We start from the raw sequence: 17,359 nt of genomic DNA on the forward strand, positions 1-17,359 counted from the left end.
CCTTTTTTCACCATCGCTTCATTAAATACCCCACTTAACGACGAATGCAGTCCTACATGCATATTGCGCAGCTGCGGATCGGCTTTAATTTCAGCCGTCAGGGTATAACCATCCATCTCTGGCATTTCAATGTCAGAAATCAGCAACGGCACCTTAGCAGAAATATCACCACCGAGTTCAGCCGCTTTCGCATTGAGCCAATCTAATGCCAGTTTGCCGTCATTAACCAGCTCCACCCGTATGCCAATTGAACTTAACGCCCGCTTTACCTGATTGCGTGCCACGGCGGAGTCGTCTGCTACCAAAACAATCAGATCGTCAAAATCACGCTCAGTTGCTTTAGTTTTTACCTCCTCACTAACGTCTTCATTCACCGGGGTAATCTCAGAGAACACTTTTTCCACATCAATAATTTGTACCAGCTTGCCATCGATCTCGGTAACGGCAGTAAGATAATGCCCGGCGCCGGCGCCTTTAGGTGGCGGCATAATCTGATCCCAATTAGTGTTTACGATGCGGTCAACACTGCTAACTAAAAAGCCCTGGGTATGACGGTTGTATTCGGTAACCAGCACATAGGCGCTAGATAAATCTTCTATTGGTTTGCCGCCGGTCGCCTGGCTTAAATCGATTACCATCACCGGCACACCGCGCAAATGGGCAATGCCCCTGACATGCGGGCTAGAGCCCGGCATTTCGGTTAACTCAGGGCATTGCAGCACTTCACGCACTTTAAACACATTAATGCCAAATGGCTGCGGCCCGCGCAAACGGAACAACAAGAGTTCCAGCCGGTTATTGCCAACCAGATTGGTACGCTGGTTTACTGCCGCCATCAATTTACTCATGCTTGCCTACCCCAGTGGCCTTGCGCCGCTTTTGAATATTAATGCTATCTACTACAACATGTTACCGGTGTTCACGCAATCAACTGGTGACAAATTGTGGTAGAAACTTGATTAAGCATAGGCGACTCTGGCCAATCGTCTAGAGAAAAGAGAAAGATGATACCGGCTGCAATGCAGCCGGTAGCTTTACTGAGCGTCAGGTTGTTGCTCTGGGGCAGCTAAGGCAAACGCCGCCAGCTGCAGGCAGTTATGGTACACCGCGCGAATATGTGGATAAGGCGTTAAGTCCAGCGCAAAGCGCTGAGCGTTATACACCTGTGGCACCAGGCAGATATCGGCCAGGGTTACGCTATCGCCAAAACAGTACTGGCCGGCGCTTTGTGCCAAGCGCTGTTCCAGTGCCGTAAAGCCAGTGCTTAACCAGTGTGCTATCCACGCCAGCTTTTGCTGCTCGGTTAACGCCAGCGGCCCGGTCAGGTACTGCAGCACCCGTAAGTTATTCAGCGGGTGAATATCACAGGCGATATCCAGCGCCAGTGCCCGTACCCAGGCTTTGGCTGCGGTATCTTCTGGCAACAGCGCAGGCTGTGGGTACATCTCATCCAGATAATCGATAATGGCCAGCGACTGGTTCAGGCTAAGATCGCCATCCACTAAGGTGGGCACCAGCTGCGCCGGGTTTAGCGCTTTGTAACTGTCGCTATGCTGTTCGCCGCCGTTTTTCACCAGATGTACCGGCAGGTTTTCAAAACTAAGCTGTTTTAAATTCAGTGCGATGCGCACCCGATAAGCGGCAGATGAACGCCAGTAGCCATAGAGTTTCATGATCTGTCCTGCAAATTATGCGCTTCGAATCCCGCAGCTGCTGCGTACATTTTTTCTGTGACACGCCGTAAACCCATCCCTGGGGGCTCGTCTCAGGCCGTCCGGGCCTTCAACGGTCACAGAAAAAAGTACATCCGCATCTGCTCACTAAGCTGTTAGTTCTGATACTTAACCACTTGCTGGTCAATAGCGCCAAAAATGCTATTGCCCTGCTCGTCCAGCATTTCCATACGGATAGTATCGCCAAACTTCATAAAGGATGTTGACGGCTTACCATCGCGGATGGTTTCAATCATGCGGATCTCGGCAATACAGCTATAGCCTACACCACCTTCTTCTACCGAGGTACCATGATCAGTACCCTGCTTGTTCGACACTGTCCCCGAGCCAATAATAGCGCCCGCGCCCAGGTTACGGGTTTTCGCCGCATGCGCCACCAGCTGGCCAAAGTCGAAGGTCATATCAACACCGGCATTGGGTTTACCAAACAACTTACCGTTGTAGGTCGATAGCAGCGGCAAATGCACCCGGCCGTCCTGCCATTTGTCGCCCAGTTCATCCGGCGTAACCGCTACCGGGCTAAAGGCCGATGCCGGCTTCGATTGAAAAAAGCCAAAGCCTTTAGCCAGCTCGTTCGGAATAAGGCCGCGCAGTGACACATCGTTTACCAGCATAATTAAGCGGATTTTGCTGCGCGCCTCATCGGCAGTTGAGGCCATCGCCACGTCATCGGTAATCACCGCCACTTCGCCTTCAAAGTCGATACCGTAGTCTTCGCTGACCACATCGATATTGTCACGCGGGCCGATAAAATCGTCTGAACCGCCCTGATACATTAAAGGATCAGTCCAGAAGCTGGGTGGCATTTCAGCATTGCGCGCTTTGCGCACCAGCTCAACGTGGTTGACATAGGCACTGCCATCGGCCCACTGATAAGCGCGAGGTAATGGCGATTCACACTGTGCCTGATCAAAGGCCATTTCGCCATCGACTTTGCCGCTGTTCAGTGCCTGATACACTTCCTCAAGCTTTACACTTAACTGCGCCCAGTTATCCAGCAGCTGCTGCATGGTTGCGGCCACTGCTGGCACCGCCACACAGCGGCTTAAATCACGGCTTACCACTACCAGCAAACCGTCACGGCTGCCATTTTTTAAACTTGCTAACTTCATGTTTTGTCCTTAACCAACCGTGCTCAGGGTTTTACTTTCCAGCTGTTAACGTATTCCGGGTTTTCGGTGGCCAGTGCCGCCTCGCCCATTTCCAGCGCATCGCGGGTATCCAGCATTACCGCCACTTCGTCGGTAAACTTTTTGCGGTACTCCAGGCCAGCCTGAAAGGCTTTCGGGTGCGGGCCGTGGGTAAAACCAGCCGGATGAAAAGTCACCATGCCTTTTTCGATATTATCTCGGCTGAAAAAATCACCGGCATGGTAAAACAGCACTTCATCATAATCATCATTGTTATGATAAAACGGCACTTTTAACGCGCCCGGGTCACTCTCGATTGGCCTTGGCACAAAGGTACACACCACAAAGCGCTGCGCCACGAAGGTGGTGTGCGCTGAGGGCGGTAAATGGTAACGGTGGCTCATCAGCGGGCGGATATCGCGCCAGTTAATGCGCATTACCGCTAAATCACCGTGCCAGCCAATAGCATCCAGCGGGTTGTAGGGGTAAGTAATTACTGACACCTGGCCGTGACGTTTTACCTCAACCTGCCAGCGCTCTTCGCTGTACTGTGCTTTAAAGGCATCGTTAATTTTTGGTGTATCCAGCATCGCCGGGTCAAAAATAGCGTGGTTACCTACCAGGCCTTTTTCCGGCAGCTGATAGCTGTCGTTGGTGGCCTCAATCAGCAGAATAAACATCGGCTCTTTTGGCTCTAAGCGCCACATGGTTGAGCGCGGGATCACGATGTAATCACCGTCGCGCACTGTCATATGGCCGTAGTCGCAGTACAGCTCAGCACTGCCTTCGTGGATAAACAGCAGTTCATCACCATCGGCGTTACGCACCAGCTTGCTCATGTTTTCTGTTAAACGCCAGGTGCGCATTTTGCAATGCGCATTAAACAGCAGGTTTGGCACTGCCCAGGGCGAGTTGGCGTTATCTTTACCAATCTCATTAAAGTTGAACAGGTGCGGCCGAAGCGGCCCCTGCCAGTCGGTCCAGCCGGTTGGTGCATGGCGATGATGAAAGTGCGTCGCCGGGCCAAAAAAGCCGCTGCGGCCGGTTTCGCGCTCATAAATCGCCTGCTCGGGAAAATCGGCATGTGCCTGACGTGATACATCTCCTTCCTTTAACGGAAACGATGCCCATTTACGCATTGCTTAACACTCCGCGCTGAATTTGGTCTTCTTCAATCGATTCAAACAGGGCTTTAAAGTTACCCTCGCCAAAGCCTTCATTGCCTTTACGCTGGATAATTTCAAAGAACACCGGGCCTATTACTGTTTTGGTGAAGATTTGCAGCAAAATGCCATCTTTCATCGGTGCGCCGTCAATCAGAATACGCAGCTCGCGCAGCTGATCTAAATCTTCGCTATGGCCTTCAACCCGCTCGTTTACCTTGTTGTAGTAAGTATCCGGTGTGGGCATAAACTCCATACCACGGCTACGCAGCGTGCGTACGGTGTCATAGATATTGTCGGTGGTTAACGCAATATGCTGAATGCCTTCGCCTTTATATTCACGGATAAACTCTTCAATCTGTGATTTGTCATCTGATGATTCGTTAATCGGAATACGAATTTTACCGCAGGGTGCTGTCATCGCTTTTGACACCAGACCGGTTAACTTACCTTCGATATCAAAGTAGCGGATCTCGCGGAAATTACCGATGTTCTCGTAAAAGCCGGCCCAGACATTCATATTGCCGCGCATCACGTTATGGGTTAAGTGATCCAGCACTTCCAGGCCAACGCCGTGCTTGGCCATCTCGACCTGCCAGTTGTCGTAATATTTAAAGTCGATGTCGTACACGCTGCTTGCGCCGTAACGGTCAACAAAGTACAGCAGACTGCTGCCAATACCGTATACGGCTGGAATATTCAGCTCCATTGGGCCAATTTGGTTTTTGTACTCTTTGGCACCGTTGGCCAGCGCATGCTTCAGGGCATGGGCCGCATCTTTTACCCGAAATGCCATCGCGCAAACGCTCGGGCCATGGGCACGGGCGAATTCTTCGGCTTGTGAATTTGGCTCAGCATTGACAATAAAATTGATATCACCCTGTTTGTACAACCAGGCCTGTTTAGAGCGGTGCTTGGCTACTTCGGTAAAGCCGAGTGAGTAAAATAAGTCTTTTAACTTTTGAATGCCTTCTGCATCTGCCGCCGTGTATTCAACAAACTCAAAACCGTCAGTACCCAGTGGGTTAATGTTATCAATCATTGGTGTATTCCCTGCTACGTCTTAGATGGCGCTAATAATGCGCCAGCGGTAAAAAAAAGGAAGAGGCCAACAGCCGACACTTAGAACAGGGCCAAACGGTGGTTTTGTAAAGTTGGCGCTACGAAACGCACAAAGTACCCATAAAAGGGTAAAAACGGGCCGCCAACTGGCATTGGCGGCCCTGATTTCGTATCACTTTGCGGACAAAGCGTAATTAAATTTTTACACTCTTGCGATTTATGCCGTAGTCGCGCAGCTTGTTGGCGACCGCGGTATGGCTTAAGCCCAGCTTTTTCGCCAGCTGGCGCGAGCTGGGGTAAGCCGGAAACAGCTTTCGTAGCAGGTTGGCTTCAAAGCGTTTTACCGCTTCATCCAGGGTGCCGTCAAAATCCTGCTCTAAATAGCCAAAGTCATTGTTGTAGCTGGGCAGTTGCAAATGCTCTTTATCCAGTTCAAAGCCTTCGAGCAGCGTAATGGCGCGGTACAAGGCATTTTCTAGCTGACGCACATTACCCGGCCAGGGGTAATTTTGCAGGAAATTAGCACAGCTGTCGGTCAGTTTCGGTGCCTTACGGCCCAAACGGGCGGCAAAACGGGCGATAAAAAATTCGGCCAGCGGCACTATGTCCTGTTTACGCTCTCTAAGCGCCGGCAAGGCCAGTGTCAGTACGTTTAAGCGGTAGAACAAATCTTCGCGGAATTTGCCCTCCTGTACCATGCCGGGTAAGTCTTTTTGCGTGGTGCAAATCACCCGCACATCCACTTTTACTTCGTTTTCATCGGCAACCCGGCGGAAACTGCCATCCTGTAAAAAGCGGATCAGCTTAGTTTGCAGCTGGTGCGACATTTCACCGACTTCATCTAAAAATACCGTGCCGCCATTGGCCTGTTCAAAAATGCCTTTTTTGCCTTCGGTGGTACCAGGAAACGCATTGGCGCCGTAGCCAAACAGCTCAGACTCCGCAACGTTATCCGGTAAAGACGCACAATTGAGCGCTAAAAACGGTTTACCACTGCGGCTACTGGCAGCATGACAGGCACGGGCCAGCAGCTCTTTGCCGGTGCCGGTTTCACCCATAATTAAAATAGGGGCATCGAGCTGCGACATTTTCTTGGCTTCGCGTACCACCTTTCGCATTAAATTACTGTGTGCCTGCAGGGTGTTAAAACTTTCCTGATCGCCTTTTTTAAACGCCACCATATGTTGGCCAAGCCGGCTTTCCGATTTTAAGTTAATCACCGCACCGGCCAGAATTTCATGGCCGCTTTCATCCGGCACCATTACCGGCAGAATATCTGCAACAAAGCGCTTGCCGTGAATTTCCAGCCGCCGCGTTTGCGCCAGCACTTCATCACCTTCCAGCCAGCGCTGAAAGTTAAAGCCTTTTACCATGCCCTGTAACGACTGGCCGGCAATCGCATCCTGACTAACGGCTAACACGTCCAGCGCCGCATCATTGATTACCGTAACATTGGCTTTGCTGTCTACCGCTATCAGGCCATCCGGCAAGGTTTTTAATAAGGTCGACAGCTCGTTATGTTCGCGCTCTGAGGGCATAAAAGCGGTGGTTTTCACGTCTTCCACCCCGGCAATGCGGCGGATCTTAGCCATCAGCTCCTGGAATTTCTCAAAGTTAACGGTAGGAAAAGACACGTACATCCGGCTTAAGCTGGGGTCTACCTCGATACCACGCAGATCCAGCTGATAACTTACCAGAACATTTAAAACTTCTTGCGCCAGCCCAAGCCGGTTCTGACATTGAATTTCTAACCGCATACCGCAAAGTGCCTCACGACTATCGAATGAGCAGCATAATACGGTAAAACACGAACAAGAGACCAGCGCTTTTGTAAAGAAATGTGAACAAAAAGACAGTTGACAATGCCGATGCGGCAGATAACGGGAACAGCGCTGAGATATTAACACAGCAGCGCGGCGCGTTAACGCCACGCTGCTAACTAGCTTAGCGCACTATGGTTTAGGCCGATAACAAAGCATCAGTTTTGGCAGCGCAAATAAAGTCGTTCTTATGCAGGCCTTTAATCGAATGCGACCACCAGGTCACCGTCAGCTTACCCCACTCAAGTAATAATGCCGGGTGGTGGCCTTCAGCTTCAGCCAGCTCCGCCACTTTGTTATGAAAGGCCCAGGCCAGCTTGAAGTTTTTAAATTTAAACTCACGCTCCAACTGCAAAATGCCATCACGCACTATTGGCGTCCAATCCGGGATCTGACGCATTAACTGCGGTAATTCAGCATCAGACACCTTAGGCGCGTCAGCACGGCAGGCCTCGCATTGCATAGCTTTTAATTCAGACATCACTTTATCCTAACTTGCTTGTTTTTCTTTTGGCGGAAATTTAGGCGCATGCAGCCCCAGTGCTTTGGCTTGCTCAACCAGCGCCATCAGATCCAGCTGGGCAATATCAAACAGCTGGTCGATACGCTCAATCATAAAATAAATCGGCTGCATAATATCAATGCGGTATGGCGTTCTGAGCACATCAAGCGCATCAAACGGCTTGCGCTCTGCCACTGTTGACTCTAGCGCATACTTCGTCTCACCAGGCGAAGATAAAATACCGCCACCATAAATGCGCAGGCCATCGGGCGTGCTTAATAAACCAAACTCGATGGTAAACCAGTACAACCGCGCCAGATATACCCTGTCCTGCTTGCTGGCGGCCAGGCCCAGCTTGCCGTAGATATGGGTAAACTCGGCAAAGGCCGGGTTGGTCAGCATGGCACAGTGGCCGAAAATTTCGTGGAAAATATCCGGCTCTTGCAGATAATCAAATTCCTCGCGACTGCGAATAAAAGTGGCGACGGGGAAACGCTTATTGGCTAACAGCTCAAAAAACTTGTCAAAACTTATCAGCGCCGGCACTTCAGCACACTCCCAGCCAGTGGTCGCGCGCAATACTTTACTCACTTCTTCCAATTGCGGAATGCGGTCAGTTGGCAGCTGCAGTTTATCCAGCCCGGCCATATACTCGTCGCAGGCTTTACCTTTGATCACGCCAAGTTGACGGGTGATCAGCTCATGCCAAATTTGATTCTCTTCATCTGACCAGGCAATAACGCCATTGTTATCAGACTGACGGGAAACATACTTACTCGACTTACTCATAGACAACCTGTTGCTAAATACTGTTATACGGGGTGTCCCGCTTATCTGCGCGGATATTATTGTGTGTTGTTGGGCAGATAATTAGTTAGTGCGGATACTAAGCGATAGCACGGCAAGAGTTAATCTCGTTGCCGGCTAAAGTTAACGCTAAAAGCGTAAAGAATGGCTTACAAAGCAACACTCAGCGCTGCAACTGCTGCATCTTGGTCAGCGCCTGCGCCAGATCGGCAATAATATCATCGACATGCTCCAGCCCAACCGATACACGGATTAAGCCATCGCTAATACCGGCCATTTGCCGCTCTTCGGCGGTGTAAGGGCTGTGCGTCATTGAGGCCGGATGCTGAATAAGCGATTCGGCATCGCCCAGGCTAACGGCAAGGCTTAACAGCTGGCATTGGTTAATAAAATAGCGGCTCTCGTCCAGACTGGCATTGAGCTCAAAAGCCAATACACCGCCGGCGGCTTTCATCTGACTGCCGATAAACTTATAGCCCGGGTGGCTGGGTAAGCCCGGATAGTACACTTCACGCACCGCCGGGTGTGCCGCTAAAAACTCGGCCACTTTTTGCGCGTTGCTGCAATGGCGCTCTAACCTTACCGCCAGCGTTTTTAAACCGCGGATAATCAGCCAGGCATCATGCGGACTAATGGTAGCGCCCATGTCTTTTAGCGTGGTCAGCTTAATGGTTTTAATGGTTTCACTGTCTGACACGATAAGGCCGGCGACCACATCGCCGTGGCCATTGAGGTACTTGGTGGCACTGTGAATAATAATATCAATGCCATAGTCAGCCGGTTTTTGCAGCAGCGGCGTCATAAAGGTGTTATCGATCACCGAAATAAGCTGATGCTGGCGGCAAACATCGGCTAAAAACGCCAAGTCCAGCACCACCATATTGGGGTTAATCGGGGTTTCGGCGAACAGCATTTTCGTATTCGGTTTAATGGCCTGCTCTACCGCGGCATGATCTGTCATGTCAACAAAGCTGACTTCAATGCCATAGCGGGCAAACATATGGTTAAACAGCGCGAAACTGCAGCCATAAATCGCCTTACTGGCCAGCAGATGATCGCCCTGCTGTAAAAATGCCATGGTACTGGCAGCGACGGCGCCCATACCGGTAGCGGTGGCAGCGGCATCGGCCATCCCTTCCAGCGCAGCAATTTTAAGCTCCAGCTCGCGCGTAGTCGGGTTGCCTAAGCGGGTATAAATATAGCCCTCGGCTTCGCCGGCGAAACGGGCAGCGCCCTGCTCGGCATTATCAAACACAAAGGTAGAACTTTGATAAAGCGGTGTGGCTAAAGTGCCATGCTGGTTTTTCTCTTTACCGGCATGAATGCAGAGTGTTTCAGCGTGGTTGTTTTTATTGTTTGGTGTGTTGTCGTGCATAGAAATACTGCTACTGAGAGTGATAGTCGCAGTAACAAATAGCAGAATCTGCCGTTAATGGAAGCACGCCAGACATCTTGCAGTCTGGCGGTATCAGCTAAGTGTTAGGCTTTGCTGTCAGCTTTAGTTTGCAGCGCGGCTTTAAAGCGCTGCAGCAGCGCTTTACTCAGTGCGCTAAGGCTTACTTTGGCAGTCTTGCTGGCCGGCAGTGGTCTGAGCCGCTGCTGGGCCAGGTTACCCAGCCGCGCTACCAGCAAGCCGGCAATAATACCCTGGCCGGCGCGGGCAGAAATTTTTGCTGTCAGTTCACTACTTAGCACGTCAGAGGCCATATCCAGCGCCAGTTCAGAGCCACCGGCCCACAATAACGCGCTAAACAGCTGCTTCAGTAACACCAGGCTGCGTAACTGGCCAATACTGCCGCCATATAGCTGCGCCAGTTCACGCAGCATGCGGCTGCTGCGCCACAGTACCAACAACATGTCGGCCAGAGCAAAGGGGCTTACCGCTACGGCCATGCTGGTATCGGTCGCGGCGCGGTAAATCAGCTGCTGCGCCTCTTTGTCCAGCGGGCTTAACACCAGTTGCTCAAACAGTTGTAACTGCTCTTCGTCACTGTGCTCGGCTTTTACCGTACTGCGCCATTGCTGTAATGCTGCATCAAGCTCAGCACTGGGTGTCAGGCTCTGCGCTATCGCCTGACACAGCGCTGCCGCCTCACCATATTGCACGCTGTTAGCGATACGCTCAGCACTGTGTTGCCAGCGGCGGTTACGTGCCAAACGCCGCCATAGCATTAGCTCACGCCAACCAAGCGCCACCAGCAAAATAAGCAGCGCTAATGAAATAAGGCTGACAGCTGTACCGTACAGCCAATGCTGTTGCCAGCTTTGCTCCAGCCATTGCCACCACTGCCAGCCTGACAACAGCAGCAAGCCAATTAAAGTGCCTGCCGCCAGCCGCCACCACCAGTTCGCGGTCGCTTTTGCCGGCACTTCAGCACTGACCATATCTGGCTGCATCTGCTCACCGTCCAGGGCGATGGGCCCTTGCAACGGTGCAGGCTCTGCCAGCGTTTTGTCAGCAAAAAAACGTGCTTGTTTTAACGGGCTCATCTGAGTTTATCTCCGAGCAAAAATTGCAGCACATGATCCATGCGAATGTGGGGCAAGGCGGTATTGTCACGCCAGGGCTGTGGCCTAAGTTCAATAAATTCAAATTTATGGCGGCTAAACAGCTGCGCATCTGGCTGTGCTGCCGGTACCTCGCCGGGAAAGTAGGTTACCGCTTTGCCTGTCATAGTAGTGCCGCTTAAACAGGGCTGCGCCAGACCGTCTACCTGCACATAACCGCTGTTACTGGCGCGAATGGCAGCAATCGACATTGCCTCTGAAGTCGCGGCCTGATACAGGCTTTGTTTCAGCGGCTGTTGCAACAATTGCTGCAGCAGCAGTGTCAGCGCTTTGTGCTGCTCTGGGGTAACATGATCGGCTTTGCTGGCGGCAAATAACACTTTATCGATGCGCGGCTTAAACAAGCGGCTTAACAGCCCGCCCGGCCCGTACTGAAAGCTCTGCAGAATAAGCTTGAGCGCCTGGCTCAGCTCAGCTAACGCATCAGCACCGGCATTAAGCGCCGCCAGACAGTCAACCAAAATAACCTGCCGGTCCAGCCGGGCAAAATAACGCTGATAAAATGGCTTAATCACATGCTGGCAATAGCTTTGATAATGCTGCTCCAGTTGCTTAGCCAGTGCCGGTGCAGCCTCAAGCTGCTCTGGCAGCAGCGGAAACAGCTGCAGCATAGGCGCACCGGCAAGCTCCCCCGGTACCAATACCCTACCGGGCTGGTTTAAATAAGCGCCTGGGATCTGGTGAAACTGTTGCATTAAGGTTTTGTAGGCATCGGTTAACTGCTGCAGCTGGCCGGGCGTACTCAGGCTTAAATCAGCAGATAGCAACGCTTGTTTAAACGGCTCTGCCGCCGCTTTACGGTGCGGCCGGGCAAATAACTGCCAGCTAAACTCACACCACTTGGCATAAGTTAACTCTAACAGTGGTAAATCAAGTAGCCACTCCCCCGGGTAATCGATCACCTCCAGCGCCAGCTCACTGCTATGTTGTAACCTGGCGCGCAGCCCTTCAGCAGCTTTATAACGCAGGTTCAGGTTCAATTGGCTAAAGCCCTGCGTTGAAGGCGGCCACTGTGGCGGCTCGTGCTGCAGATAACTGAGGTTTTGATCCAGCGCAAAGCGCGGCACGCTAAGTGGTTGCTGGCTTAAACGCGCGCCTAAAAAGCGTTGCTGTTGTACCACGGCAAAAAACGGCAGGTTGTCACTGCTATCGCCTTGTGTCAGCTGATGTACCAGGGAAGTAATAAACGCAGTTTTACCGGCTCCACTTAGCCCGGTTACCCCCAAACGCAGGTGACGGTCAAGGGCCCGGCCGGTCAGCTCGCGCCCCTGATGTTGTAGTTGACTGAGAAATGACACCGGCAATAGCGCTTCCTGGTTAAAGGTTGTTAAATTCGCGGTTTAACTGGAACCGGGCCGAGGTAACATGACGCTCCAGATCGCGTAGCCGCAACTCTAAATGGTTAAACTGGCTATTAATATGTTGCAGAGCCTCTTTTGGCGCTTCACCGCGCTGCCAGAGGCGGGTTTTTACTTCCACCGTTTTTTCAGCAGGCAAGGGGCTGCTGTCGATAGTATTAGCCTTTAGCGCCGCTTTGGATTTTTTCTCCAGCACCACCCAGGCGGCGATATACAACACCAGCACCAAACCACCGGCGCCAAGGAAAAACGCTGATACCGTTACGATGCGCACCAGCCACAGCTCCCAGCCAAAGTAGTCGGCGATGCCGGCACAAACACCGGCGATTTTGCCGTTGGCGTCATCGCGCAGCAACTCACGTTTTGGCTTAGTCATGCTGCGATCTCCATTTGGGGCTTTCTGCATCTAAAATCGCTTCCAGCGTTTTTATGCGATCTGCCATTTTCTCTGCCCGCTGTGCCAAATCATTTAGCTGTGTCAGCTCCTGATCCGACAAGCCCTGTCCCATTTTACTTTTGCTGCGGTAATGCATAATGACCCAGATTGGCGCCACAAAAATCATGAACAAAATAAACGGGATGCCAATGACCTCGGTAATATCCATGTCTGCTCCTAAACGCCTGAAGATCAGGCGTCTTTACCTTTTTGATTAACTTTAGCCTTTAATGCCGCCAGTTCATTATCAATTTTGTCCTGCGCTGCCAGCTCGGCAAACTCGTCTTTCAGGGTTTTCTTACCTAAATCATAGGCTTCTACCTGAGCTTCTAAAGTATCAATTTTTTGCTCGTAACGTTCAAACTTATACATCGCATCATTGATACGGTTGCTGTCCAGCGTTTTCTTTACTTCCAGGCGCGAGGCTACCGTTTGCTGACGCATCAGCATCGACTTTTGCCGGGCTTTGGCATCAGCCAGTTTTTCTTGCAGTTGGGTGACTTCATCCTGCAACTTGCTGATATGTTCGTCCAGGTTAGCTATATCTGCCGCTACGGTCTCAGCCTGGTCGGCCGCTTTTTGCCGTTCAATCAGCGCCGCACGGGCTAAGTCTTCGCGCTCTTTACTCAGCGCCAGCTCAGCTTTGGCTTGCCAGTCGGCCACTTCCTCCTGCAAACGGGTGACTACACGTTGCAGATCTTTTTTCTCGGCGATAGTTTTAGCCGATGACGAGCGCACCTCAACCAGGGTGTCTTCCATTTCCTGAATGATCAGGCGCACCATTTTTTCCGGATCTTCGGCTTTATCTAACAAAGCGTTGATATTTGAGTTCACTATGTCTGAGAAGCGTGAAAAAATACCCATAATATTTACCTCTATGAATGACTGTATTAGTACAGGCTAGCTTATTCAGTTTTCTTGCCAACTTTGCCAGCCATAATAAAGCAATGATTAATAACAGCTTTTATTTATTTTTCGCAAAAGCTTCTGCTACCCGGCATTATGAAATACACTACTAATTAGCCAATTTAACCAACTAATAGCACGCCATGAACCGAAAATTCCAACAAGATAATCTGGTGGGCCAGTCTAACAGCTTTCTGAATGTGCTGGATCAGGTGTCACAAATTGCGCCACTGGACAAACCGGTGTTAATTATTGGTGAGCGCGGTACCGGTAAAGAGCTGATTGCCGCCCGCCTGCACTTTTTATCACAGCGCTGGGATCAACAATACTTAACGCTGAACTGCGCGTCATTAAATGAAAACCTGCTGGAAAGTGAGCTGTTCGGCCACGAAGCTGGCGCTTTTACCGGCGCCAGTAAACGCCATGAGGGCCGCTTCGAGCGCGCCCATGGCGGCACCTTGTTCTTAGACGAACTGGCCAATACACCGGCACTGGTGCAGGAGAAATTGTTACGGGTTATCGAGTATGGCGAGTTTGAGCGGGTAGGCGGTAGCCGGGCAATAAAAACCGATGTGCGGCTGATTTGTGCTACCAACGAAGACTTACCGACACTGGCCGAGCACGGCGAGTTTCGGGCAGACTTACTCGATCGGCTGGCGTTTGACGTCATTACCCTGCCGCCGATGCGCGAGCGGCGTGAAGATATCCTGGTATTGGCAGAACACTTTGCTATTAATATGGCGCGTGAGCTTGGTCTGGAGCTATTCAGTGGCTTTAGCGAGAAAGCCAAGCGCACCCTGCTGGAATATGATTGGCCCGGTAACGTGCGCGAGCTAAAAAACGTGGTCGAGCGTAGCGTATACCGCACCAATAATGCCTATGTGCCGGTGCATCATATTCAGTTAGACCCGTTTGAGTCGCCGTACCGGCCGAAACAGCGCATTAAAGCCGCACGCCAGGCCCCGCAGCCCACTGCAGCGGCTGAACCGGTAAACCCGGTAACAGCGCCGCAACATGCGCTAATGATGCCTAAAGCCGATAAATTTGATTTTAGTCAGGTACAGGATTTTAAAACCCTGTCACAGGATTTTGAAGTAAACCTGATAAAACAGGCGCTGGCGGCTAGTCAGTTCAATCAGAAAAAGACAGCGGAGCTGCTCAACCTGACTTACCATCAACTGCGTGGCTATATGAAAAAATATCAGTTATTGGAAAGCCAACAAGCATGATGCTGAACAAGAAAGCATCTGAAGGGGGGCGCCGCGCTGCTCTGCTAGCAGCGGGCTTAATGCTAAGCGCCTGTCAACCACCGCTGCCCGATACGCTGCGCAGCGGCCTGGTATACTGCTCTGAAGGCTCGCCCGAGTCGTTTAACCCACAACTGGTGACCTCAGGCACCACTATTGATGCGATTAGTCAGCAGTTATATGACCGCTTACTGGACATTGCCCCTGGCAGCGGCGAGCTGTTACCTGGCCTGGCGCTAAGCTGGCAGGTCAGCAGTGATGGGCTCGAATACCGGTTTACTCTGCGCCCCGACGTGCAATTTCACCGCACCGAGTATTTCAGCCCCAGCCGGCCTTTTAACGCCGAAGATGTAGTGTTTACCTTTAACCGCATCATGCAGGACGAGCATCCGTTTCATCGGCAAGGCGGTGGCAATTATCCGTTTTTTCAAAGTGTCGACTGGGCCGCGTTGGTTAACAGTGTTACAGCGCTGGATGAGTATCAGGTGCGTTTTACCCTGAACCGGCCGGACAGTTCATTCTTATCTAACTTAGCCACTGATTTTGCTGCTATTTTATCAGCTGAATATGGTGCCCAGTTACTGGTGGCAGGCACGCCACAGCTTATTGACAGCAAACCTGTTGGCACAGGGCCGTTTCGGTTTAAGGAATATCAAAAAGATGTACTGATCCGTTACTATCGCCACCGTCAATACTGGCGTGAGCTGGCAAAACCAGAGCAACTGGTATTTGATATTGTGCCCAATAACGCCAGGCGGATGGCCAAATTATTTACCCATGAATGCGATGTAGTGGCTTTTCCGCGCGTGGCCGAACTTGGCCTTATCAGTAAGCGGCCAGATGTCGATGTGCAGGAAAGTACCAGCATGAATGTGGGCTTCTGGGCGTTTAACACCACCAAGCCGCCGTTTGATAATGTAAAAGTGCGCCAGGCGCTGGCGCTGGCGATCAACCGCGATGCCATTTTGCAGGCGGTGTATTTTGGCCACGCTACCCGTGCCAATTCGGTGCTGCCACCTACCTCCTGGGCCTATAATGACGATCTGGCAATCACAGGGTTTGATCCAAAGCGGGCCAGGGAGCTGCTAAAAGAGGCCGGTTTTGCCAATGGCTTTAGCATGGATATCTGGGCGATGCCGGTACAACGGTTATACAACCCCAATGCACTGAAAATGGCCGAGCTGATGCAAGCAGATCTGGCCCAAATTGGTGTCAGAGCCAGCATCGTATCTTATGAATGGAACAGCTTTCGCCGTAAGCTGGGTGCAAATGAGCATGACTCGGTATTAATTGGCTGGTCGGCCGATAACGCCGATCCGGATAACTTTTTCCGGCCGCTGCTTAGCTGCAGTGCAGCACAAACCGGCACCAACAGAGCAAACTGGTGCGATGAAACCTTTGACCGCTTAATAGGCCAGGCACTGTTAACCGCCGACCAAAAACAGCGCCGCAGTTTTTACATGGCCGCGCAGCAGTATCTGAGTGAGCAGATGCCACTGGTTCCCATAGCGCACTCGCAACGCTTTCAGGCACTTAATAGCAGAATTAGCGGTGTAGAGATAAACCCGTACGGCGGTATTGCGCTGGCTGGCGCCACCAAGGAAGCACCATGATCCTGTACTTATTGCGGCGCTTATTTTTACTCGGTTTTGTGTTTATTGCGCTGAGTATCCTCGCCTTTAGTTTGGCTTATCTGTTTCCGGGCGAGGCCTGGCAAAATTTTAGTGGCCTGCGCGACGTACCCGCAGCTGAAATGCAAGAGGTAATAGCGCGTTACCGACTGGAGCACGGCTATCTGAGCCAATATCTGGCTTATCTGGGGCGGATTTTCAGCGGTGACTGGGGTCTGTCTTTTGCCAGTCAGCAACCTTTATTAAAAGAGATGCTGCCTTTACTGCCGGCAACCATTGAACTGGCAGCCTATGCGTTATTTATCTCTTTTGTCATCGGTATACCGCTGGGTATTGCTGCAGCCATCAAGCCTGATGGCCTGCTTAGCAAAGCCATTTCAGCACTGGCGGTAGCCGGCTATTCGATCCCGGTGTTCTGGTGGGCGTTATTGCTGATTATGGTGCTGTCGCTAGGGCTGGGCTGGCTGCCAACCGCTGGTCGCATTGGCGTGTTATACGAGATTAATCAGGTAACCGGCTTTATGCTGCTGGATATCTTACTGGCCGACAGCCCACACCAACAGGCTGCGCTATATAATGCGCTACGGCATTTGTTACTGCCAACTTTGGTGCTGGCAACCTTCCCGACTACGGTTATGATACGTTTTACCCGTGACTCGATGCTGGAAGTGTGGGAGCAAAGCTACATTAAAACGGCACGGGCCAAAGGCCTTAACCGGGCGCAGGTATTGTACCGGCATGGCCTGCGCAACGCGCTACTGCCGGTGATCCGCCAAATTGGCTTACAATTTAGCACCCTGATTACGCTGGCGATGATCACCGAGGTCATTTTCTCCTGGCCGGGTATTGGCCGCTGGCTGATTGACAGTATTTATCAGCGCAACTATCCGGCTATCCAGGCCGGTCTGTTGGTGGTGTCTACTCTGGTGATCACCGTAAACATGCTGACGGAAATTTTGCACACCTTATTTAACCCGCTGGCGAGGAAACGTTAAG

Annotated in this window: 17 protein-coding genes; 3 read left to right on the forward strand and 14 right to left on the reverse strand. The window is 51.5% G+C overall.

The window, feature by feature from the left end; all coding sequences use genetic code 11:
* The 14 genes from RNAN_RS07185 to pspA all read right to left on the reverse strand — a co-directional run.
* Nucleotides 1-848, reverse strand: an 848-nt coding sequence (locus tag RNAN_RS07185) for a chemotaxis protein (protein WP_040551855.1), incomplete at its 3' end; no start/stop codon positions are given.
* A 186-nt stretch (nt 849-1,034) separates the two neighbouring features.
* Complete coding sequence (gene maiA, locus RNAN_RS07190; protein ID WP_008220280.1) at nt 1,035-1,673, reverse strand: maleylacetoacetate isomerase; 639 nt, start codon at nt 1,671-1,673, stop codon at nt 1,035-1,037.
* A gap of 155 nt (nt 1,674-1,828) precedes the next feature.
* Nucleotides 1,829-2,845 carry a fumarylacetoacetate hydrolase family protein gene (locus RNAN_RS07195; protein WP_008220282.1) on the reverse strand — a complete coding sequence of 339 codons (1,017 nt, stop codon included), beginning with the start codon at nt 2,843-2,845 and terminating at the stop codon, nt 1,829-1,831.
* 23 nt (nt 2,846-2,868) lie between these two features.
* Nucleotides 2,869-4,002, reverse strand: coding sequence for a homogentisate 1,2-dioxygenase (locus RNAN_RS07200; protein ID WP_008220284.1), 1,134 nt, complete (start codon nt 4,000-4,002; stop codon nt 2,869-2,871).
* Nucleotides 3,995-5,068, reverse strand: a complete 1,074-nt coding sequence (hppD, locus tag RNAN_RS07205) for a 4-hydroxyphenylpyruvate dioxygenase (RefSeq protein WP_008220285.1) — start codon at nt 5,066-5,068, stop codon at nt 3,995-3,997. Before hppD ends, RNAN_RS07200 begins: the two co-directional genes overlap by 8 nt.
* 214 nt (nt 5,069-5,282) lie before the next feature.
* Nucleotides 5,283-6,845 (reverse strand): transcriptional regulator TyrR, encoded by a 1,563-nt coding sequence (gene tyrR, locus RNAN_RS07210; RefSeq protein ID WP_008220287.1) that lies wholly within the window; start codon nt 6,843-6,845, stop codon nt 5,283-5,285.
* A gap of 202 nt (nt 6,846-7,047) precedes the next feature.
* Nucleotides 7,048-7,389 (reverse strand): 4a-hydroxytetrahydrobiopterin dehydratase, encoded by a 342-nt coding sequence (locus tag RNAN_RS07215; RefSeq protein ID WP_040551856.1) that lies wholly within the window; start codon nt 7,387-7,389, stop codon nt 7,048-7,050.
* A 9-nt stretch (nt 7,390-7,398) separates the two neighbouring features.
* On the reverse strand, nt 7,399-8,205 hold the full coding sequence (gene phhA / locus RNAN_RS07220; RefSeq protein WP_369403246.1) for a phenylalanine 4-monooxygenase: 807 nt from the start codon (nt 8,203-8,205) through the stop codon (nt 7,399-7,401).
* 175 nt (nt 8,206-8,380) lie between these two features.
* On the reverse strand, nt 8,381-9,592 hold the full coding sequence (locus tag RNAN_RS07225; protein ID WP_008220294.1) for a trans-sulfuration enzyme family protein: 1,212 nt from the start codon (nt 9,590-9,592) through the stop codon (nt 8,381-8,383).
* Between the two features lie 104 nt (nt 9,593-9,696).
* Complete coding sequence (locus RNAN_RS07230; RefSeq protein ID WP_008220296.1) at nt 9,697-10,707, reverse strand: TIGR01620 family protein; 1,011 nt, start codon at nt 10,705-10,707, stop codon at nt 9,697-9,699.
* Nucleotides 10,704-12,083, reverse strand: a complete 1,380-nt coding sequence (locus tag RNAN_RS07235) for a YcjX family GTP-binding protein (protein ID WP_040551872.1) — start codon at nt 12,081-12,083, stop codon at nt 10,704-10,706. Before RNAN_RS07235 ends, RNAN_RS07230 begins: the two co-directional genes overlap by 4 nt.
* Nucleotides 12,084-12,102: 19 nt before the next feature.
* Complete coding sequence (gene pspC, locus RNAN_RS07240; protein ID WP_008220300.1) at nt 12,103-12,519, reverse strand: envelope stress response membrane protein PspC; 417 nt, start codon at nt 12,517-12,519, stop codon at nt 12,103-12,105.
* A complete protein-coding gene (gene pspB / locus RNAN_RS07245) occupies nt 12,512-12,748 on the reverse strand; it encodes an envelope stress response membrane protein PspB (RefSeq protein ID WP_008220301.1) in 237 nt (78 codons plus the stop codon). Before pspB ends, pspC begins: the two co-directional genes overlap by 8 nt.
* Nucleotides 12,749-12,771: 23 nt before the next feature.
* The gene (pspA, locus tag RNAN_RS07250; protein ID WP_008220303.1) at nt 12,772-13,443 is read right to left on the reverse strand and encodes a phage shock protein PspA; all 672 of its coding nucleotides are present in this window, start codon (nt 13,441-13,443) and stop codon (nt 12,772-12,774) included.
* Between the two features lie 185 nt (nt 13,444-13,628).
* Here pspA and pspF point away from each other — a divergent pair, with 185 nt between their 5' ends.
* From pspF to RNAN_RS07265, 3 genes are read left to right on the forward strand one after another with little or no spacing between them, the layout of a single operon-like run.
* On the forward strand, nt 13,629-14,714 hold the full coding sequence (gene pspF / locus RNAN_RS07255) for a phage shock protein operon transcriptional activator (protein WP_008220307.1): 1,086 nt from the start codon (nt 13,629-13,631) through the stop codon (nt 14,712-14,714).
* A complete protein-coding gene (locus tag RNAN_RS07260) occupies nt 14,711-16,345 on the forward strand; it encodes an ABC transporter substrate-binding protein (RefSeq protein WP_008220309.1) in 1,635 nt (544 codons plus the stop codon). The genes pspF and RNAN_RS07260 overlap by 4 nt, the downstream gene beginning before the upstream one ends.
* The gene (locus RNAN_RS07265; RefSeq protein WP_008220311.1) at nt 16,342-17,358 is read left to right on the forward strand and encodes an ABC transporter permease; all 1,017 of its coding nucleotides are present in this window, start codon (nt 16,342-16,344) and stop codon (nt 17,356-17,358) included. Before RNAN_RS07260 ends, RNAN_RS07265 begins: the two co-directional genes overlap by 4 nt.
* Nucleotide 17,359: the final 1 nt, after the last annotated feature.

Source organism: Rheinheimera nanhaiensis E407-8, from assembly GCF_000296695.1.
Lineage (GTDB): Bacteria > Pseudomonadota > Gammaproteobacteria > Enterobacterales > Alteromonadaceae > Alishewanella > Alishewanella nanhaiensis.